The organism is Ideonella sp. P3_A4 (assembly GCF_056403075.1).
In genome coordinates, this window is sequence record NZ_JBFUGE010000417.1 from 1 (window position 1) to 5,242 (window position 5,242).

Sequence of the window (5,242 nt, forward strand, 5' to 3'; positions counted from 1 at the left end):
AGGCGTTGGAGGTCATCCCGAACCTGTCGACGATCCAGCTGGCCTGCGCGCGGCTGGGCATGCCGTGGCAAGACATGACCATCGCTTCGGTGCACAGCCGCGATGCGGGCGAGTGGGTGGAAGGCGCCGATGCGCGCCATGGGCTCTATGCGCTACTGCAGGCCGCAGCGCGCCACGACCGGCTGGCCGTGCTGACCAGCCCCGACAACTCACCCGACCGCATCGCCCGCATGCTGGTCGCCGAAGGCCTGGGCGATGTGTTCCAGGTCGCCGTCGCCGAGCACCTGTGCCGCCCCGACGAACGCATCGTCACCGGTTGCAGCGTGGCGCAAGTGGCCACCATGCAGTTCGCAGAGCCCAACGTCGTCCTGCTGTGGCGCACGGAATTGCAGACCCAGCCGGTGATCTTCGGCTTGCCCGATGCGCGCTTCGAGCAGCGCTTTCCCGAGAAGGGCCTGATCACGAAGAACGAGGTGCGCGCCGTTTCGCTTGCGCGCCTGCAGCTGCGCGCCGACAGCGTGGTGTGGGACATCGGCGCCGGCTCCGGCTCGGTCGGGCTCGAGGCCGCGCGCCTGTGCCGCGACGGGCACGTCTACGCGATCGAAAAGAACGCCGACGACGCCGGCATCGCGCTTCGCAACCGCCGCACGCTGGCGGTTCACAACTACACGCTGGTGCATGCCAAGGCGCCCGCAGGCATGCAGGCCTGGGCCGATCCGGACGCTGTCTTCATCGGCGGCTCCGGCGGCGAACTCGCTGAGCTGATCGCGCTCGTCCTGTCGCGATTGAAACCGGGCGGCTGGCTGGTCATGAACTTCGTGACGATCGAGAACCTGAGCACCGCCGCCGAGGCCCTGAAGGCGGCAGGCGCACAGTGGGACGTGCTGCAGCTGCAAGCCTCGCGCAGCAAGCCCATCCTGCACATGCACCGGATGGCCGCCGAGAACCCGGTGTGGATCGTCTGCGCGCAGCCGGGCTCGGGCGAACCGCCCTCTGAAGGCCGCAGCGATGAATGAGCCCGCACACGGCATCGGCCGCCTGATCGGCGTGTCGCTCGGCCCGGGCGACCCCGAGCTGATCACCCGCGGCGCGTGGGCACTGCTGCAGCGCCACGACGCGCTGTGGACGTACCCAGTGCGCTCGACGAAGAGTGAGAGTTATGCGCTGGGCATCGTGCAGCGCAGTGGCCTTGCGCTGCCCGCCCAGCATCAGGCGCTGCTGTTTCCGATGACGCACGACGTCGAGAAGCTCACGCGCCATTGGCTGCGTGCGGCCGAGGCCGTGTTGCCCGTGCTACTGGCAGGGCGAGACGTGCTGTTCCTCGTCGAGGGCGACGCGTCGACCTACGCCACCTTCGGCCACCTCGAACGTACGCTGAGGGCGCTCGACGAGCGCGTCGCCATCGAGGTGGTGCCCGGCGTCACGTCGTTCCACGCGTCTTGCGCACGGCTGGGCGTGCCTTTCGCCGAGCAGGACGACACCGTCGCCATCGTGCCGGCCGCCTACGGCGTCGAGATGGTCGAACGCATGCTCGACGACTTCGACACGCTCGTGCTGATGAAGGTCAAGCCCTTGATCGACGACCTGATCGACCTGCTCGAGCGACGCGGCCTTCTGGCGCACGCCTGCTTCGTCGAAAAGGCCGGCTCGCCCGAAGAGCGCGTCGTGCGCGACGTGCTCACGCTGCGCGGCACGACCGTCAACTACCTGTCGCTGATGCTCGTGAAGAACCCGCATCGCCTGCGCGGCGAGCGCGTCAAGGGCTGCAAGAAAAAGACATCCACGCCGTTCGAGGAGACCACCGCATGACCACCGCCAACGATCCCACCAAAGATGAGGGCGTTCGCGTCGTTCTCGTCGCCATCACCCGCCACGGCGCGCAGCAGGTCGCCCGGCTGGCACGCCAGCTGCCGCAAGCCGGCATCTGCGTTGCCGCGAAGTTCGCCGACGCGATGGCCGGCCTGGCCAACCCGGTGCAGGCCTACGCCGGCGCGTTCAAGGACGAGATCGCCGGGCTGTTCAGCGCCTACGACCAGGTCGTCTTCTTCGTTTCACTGGGCGCGGTCGTGCGCCTGATCGCGCCCCACCTGCGCAGCAAGGACGAAGACCCGGGCGTGATCGTCATCGACGACGCCGGAGACTTCGTCATCCCCGTGCTGTCGGGGCACGTGGGCGGCGCGAACGCGTGGGCCGAGAAGATCGCCGCGCTGTTGGAGGCCACACCGGTGCTGACGACCGCATCGGACGTCGGCAAGACGATCCCCGTCGACATCCTCGGCCGCGAGCTTGGCTGGAAGGTGGAAGCGCCGAAGATCAACATCACGCGCGTCTCGGCACACGTCGTCAATGGCGACCCGATCGCGGTCGTGCAAGAGGCCGGCAGCCCGAACTGGTGGACGAGGCCGACGCCGCTGCCCGCCAGCATCCACCGCTTCGAGCGATTCGACGAGGTCGATCTCGACCGCTTCAAAGCCATCCTGTGGATCACGCACGCCGAGGTCGACGATGCGCGCTGGCAGTCTCTGAACGAGCGGCTGGTGGTCTATCGACCACCGCAGGAGCCGAGCGCGTGAGGTCTGCTCAAGTAGCCGTCGGACTCGGCTGCGATCGCGGCACGCCGCTGGCGACTGTCGAGGCGGCACTTGAACAGGCGCTGGCCAGCGTCGGCTTGACGCTGGCCAACGTGGCCATGCTCGCCAGCATCGACATGAAGGCCGACGAAGAGGCCTTCCTGCAACTGTCCGAATTGCGGAGCTGGCCCCTTCACTTCTACGCGGCCGCGCAACTGGCCGAGGTGGCGGTGCCCAACCCCTCAGAGACGGTGCGCCGCTACATGGGCACGCCGTCGGTGTCTGAGGCGGCTGCCCTGCTGGCGGCGTCGAGCCAGACGCTGCTGGTCGAGAAATTCAAGCTGCGTGGTGCCGACGGTCGCAACGCCACCGTGTCGATCGCACCGTTGTCCCTCACAACCCTTTCATCCAACCACTGAACAAGGAGCCCCCAATGAACGCGCAACTTTCCCCCATCGGCACCCTCGCCCCAGCGCGCGCTGGCAGCTTTCTCTCGCACATCGCCGCAGCGCTGTTGCTCGGCGCCGTGATGGTCTACGGCGTCGAGTTCAGCGCTTCGCCGGTGGCCCACAACGCCGCCCACGACGTGCGCCACGCCAACGGCCGCCCCTGCCACTGATGGAATCGGAGTCACCATGCTGTTTCGACGTTTGTTCCTTTGCGCGTTGCTGGTCGGCGTCTGCAGCGGGTTGCTCCACGCCGCGCTGCAGCGCTGGCAGGTGGTGCCGCTGATCGCCGCGGCCGAGGTGTATGAATCCGCCGCCGAGGCGCAGGAGACGCCGGTCGTGCCAGTGCACGGCGAATCGGTTGTCGCACAGGTCGCCGCTCACGAACACGAACACGATCATGAGCACGAACACGACCATGAGGCGGACGAATGGCAACCGGCCGACGGGCTGGAGCGCACCGGCTGGACGATCGCCGCCAACATCCTCGCGGCGACCGGCTACGCGCTGCTGCTGATCCCGATGCTCGCGCTGTGGGATCGTTCGCGCGGTGGTGCGGCGGCCTCGTGGAAGACCGGGCTCGCCTGGGGCGCTTGTGCCTGGCTGGCGACCTTCGCGTTGCCGGGCCTCGGGCTGCCACCGGAGCTGCCGGGCGTCGGCGCCGCGGCGCTGCGTTCGCGCCAGRCCTGGTGGTTGCTGACCGTCGTCTGTTCCGGCGCCGGCCTTGCCGCGCTGATGCTTGCGCGCCGCAGTGTGTGGGCCTGGCGCTGCATTGGCGTCGTGCTGCTCGCCGTGCCGTTCGTTGTCGGTGCTCCGCAGCCCGAGGTCGATGCCTTCTCTGCCTTCAGCGGCGACGCTGTCGTGCAGATGCACCTGTTGTCGACGCAATTCGTACGCGCCACGGCGCTGGCGACCGCGCTGTACTGGTTGTCGCTCGGCGCGTTGTCGGCCGTCGTCATGGCGCGTTGGGTCAGGCCGCTGGTCGGCACCTTCGGCTTCGGCGGCAAGGTGGTAACGCCGGCTGCGGAGCGTGCCCTGTGAGCGCCGGCAAGATCATGCTCGTGGGCATCGGCCCCGGCAGCGTCGAGCACATGACGCAGCGTGCGCGCGCGGCCATTGCCGAAGCGGACACCGTGATCGGGTATGTCACCTACATCAAGCTGGTGGAGGACCTGCTCGAAGGCAAGGAGATCATCCGCAAGTCGATGACGGAGGAACTCGACCGCGCCGTCAGCGCGCTGGAGGCCGCGCAAGCCGGCCGCAAGGTGGCGCTGATCTCGTCGGGCGACGCCGGCGTCTACGGCATGGCCGGGCCGACCTACGAGGTGCTGTTCCAGGCTGGCTGGACGCCCGAGTCCGGCGTGGAGGTGGAAATCGTGCCGGGGGCCTCGGCCCTCAACAGCTGCGCCGCAYGGGTTGGCGCACCGCTGACGCACGACTTCTGTGCCATCTCGCTGTCCGACCTGCTGACGCCGTGGCCGGTGATTGCGCGACGGCTGAACGCCGTGGCGGCGGCCGACTTCGTCGTCGCGCTCTACAACCCGAAGAGCGGCCGCCGCACGCGCCAGATCGTCGAGGCGCAGCGGCTGTTCCTCAGCCACCGCAAGCCTGACACGCCGGTGGCGATCGTCAAGTCGGCCTACCGCCGACGCGAGCGCATCGAGTTCACCACCTTGGCGCACATGAGCGAGGCCGACATCGGCATGCTGACGACCGTTCTCATCGGCAACAGCAACACCTTCGTGCGCCACGGCCTGATGGTCACGCCGCGCGGCTACGCCAACAAGTACGACATGGACAGCCACGGCGCCCATGCCGGCGAGAAGGCCGGCCGCTCGCTCTCGACCGGGCTGCTCGGCTGGCTCGATGCGTTGGCGGCCGCACATGCCGCCGGCGACAGCATTGCCATGCTGGCCGAGCGCTACGACCTGCCGGCCTCGTACATCGAGGCGACGCTGGCGGAACAGTTGGACCCCGCGGCGGAAGAGACAAAACCCGAGCGCGAGGAGACCGACGCATGAGTGTCGAGAAGCCGAAGATCGGGGCCTACCGCCGGCACCTGCTCGTGTGCACCGGCCCACGCTGCACGCAGGACAACGCCTCGCAAGACCTGTTCGACAGCCTGGGCGACAAGTTCAAGGCGGCGGGCGTGAACGACGGTGAACTGCGCGTCAAGCGAAGCCGTGTCAACTGTTTCGCGGCCTGCAAAGGCGGCCCGGTGATGTG

Annotated in this window: 7 protein-coding genes and 1 pseudogene; all 8 read left to right on the plus strand. The window is 68.3% G+C overall.

What is annotated here, in order from left to right; genetic code table 11:
- A partial coding sequence (gene cbiT / locus AC1DYI_RS25590; protein WP_477206951.1) for a precorrin-6Y C5,15-methyltransferase (decarboxylating) subunit CbiT occupies positions 1 to 1,016 on the plus strand: 1,016 nt, incomplete at its 5' end.
- Positions 1,009 to 1,809, plus strand: a complete 801-nt coding sequence (cobI, locus tag AC1DYI_RS25595) for a precorrin-2 C(20)-methyltransferase (protein WP_477206952.1) — start codon at positions 1,009 to 1,011, stop codon at positions 1,807 to 1,809. The genes cbiT and cobI, both read left to right, overlap by 8 nt.
- Positions 1,806 to 2,573, plus strand: coding sequence for a cobalamin biosynthesis central domain-containing protein (locus AC1DYI_RS25600; RefSeq protein ID WP_477206953.1), 768 nt, complete (start codon positions 1,806 to 1,808; stop codon positions 2,571 to 2,573). Before cobI ends, AC1DYI_RS25600 begins: the two co-directional genes overlap by 4 nt.
- Positions 2,570 to 2,989, plus strand: coding sequence for a cobalamin biosynthesis protein (locus tag AC1DYI_RS25605; protein ID WP_477206954.1), 420 nt, complete (start codon positions 2,570 to 2,572; stop codon positions 2,987 to 2,989). The genes AC1DYI_RS25600 and AC1DYI_RS25605 overlap by 4 nt, the downstream gene beginning before the upstream one ends.
- Positions 2,990 to 3,003: 14 nt before the next feature.
- Positions 3,004 to 3,189 (plus strand): CbtB domain-containing protein, encoded by a 186-nt coding sequence (locus tag AC1DYI_RS25610; protein WP_477206955.1) that lies wholly within the window; start codon positions 3,004 to 3,006, stop codon positions 3,187 to 3,189.
- Between the two features lie 16 nt (positions 3,190 to 3,205).
- The gene (locus tag AC1DYI_RS25615; protein WP_477206956.1) at positions 3,206 to 4,057 is read left to right on the plus strand and encodes a CbtA family protein; all 852 of its coding nucleotides are present in this window, start codon (positions 3,206 to 3,208) and stop codon (positions 4,055 to 4,057) included.
- A gap of 14 nt (positions 4,058 to 4,071) precedes the next feature.
- Positions 4,072 to 5,037: a precorrin-3B C(17)-methyltransferase gene (gene cobJ / locus AC1DYI_RS25620; RefSeq protein WP_477206957.1), complete on the plus strand. Its 966-nt coding sequence runs from the start codon at positions 4,072 to 4,074 to the stop codon at positions 5,035 to 5,037.
- Positions 5,034 to 5,242: pseudogene (locus AC1DYI_RS25625) on the plus strand ((2Fe-2S) ferredoxin domain-containing protein); the annotation flags it as partial. The gene cobJ and the pseudogene AC1DYI_RS25625, both read left to right, overlap by 4 nt.

Bases quoted from the DNA above. Each gene is read 5' to 3' on its own strand.
- cobI (WP_477206952.1), top strand. From the start codon at position 1,009: ATGAATGAGCCCGCACACGGCATCGGCCGCCTGATCGGCGTGTCGCTC.
- AC1DYI_RS25600 (WP_477206953.1), top strand. From the start codon at position 1,806: ATGACCACCGCCAACGATCCCACCAAAGATGAGGGCGTTCGCGTCGTT.
- AC1DYI_RS25610 (WP_477206955.1), top strand. From the start codon at position 3,004: ATGAACGCGCAACTTTCCCCCATCGGCACCCTCGCCCCAGCGCGCGCT.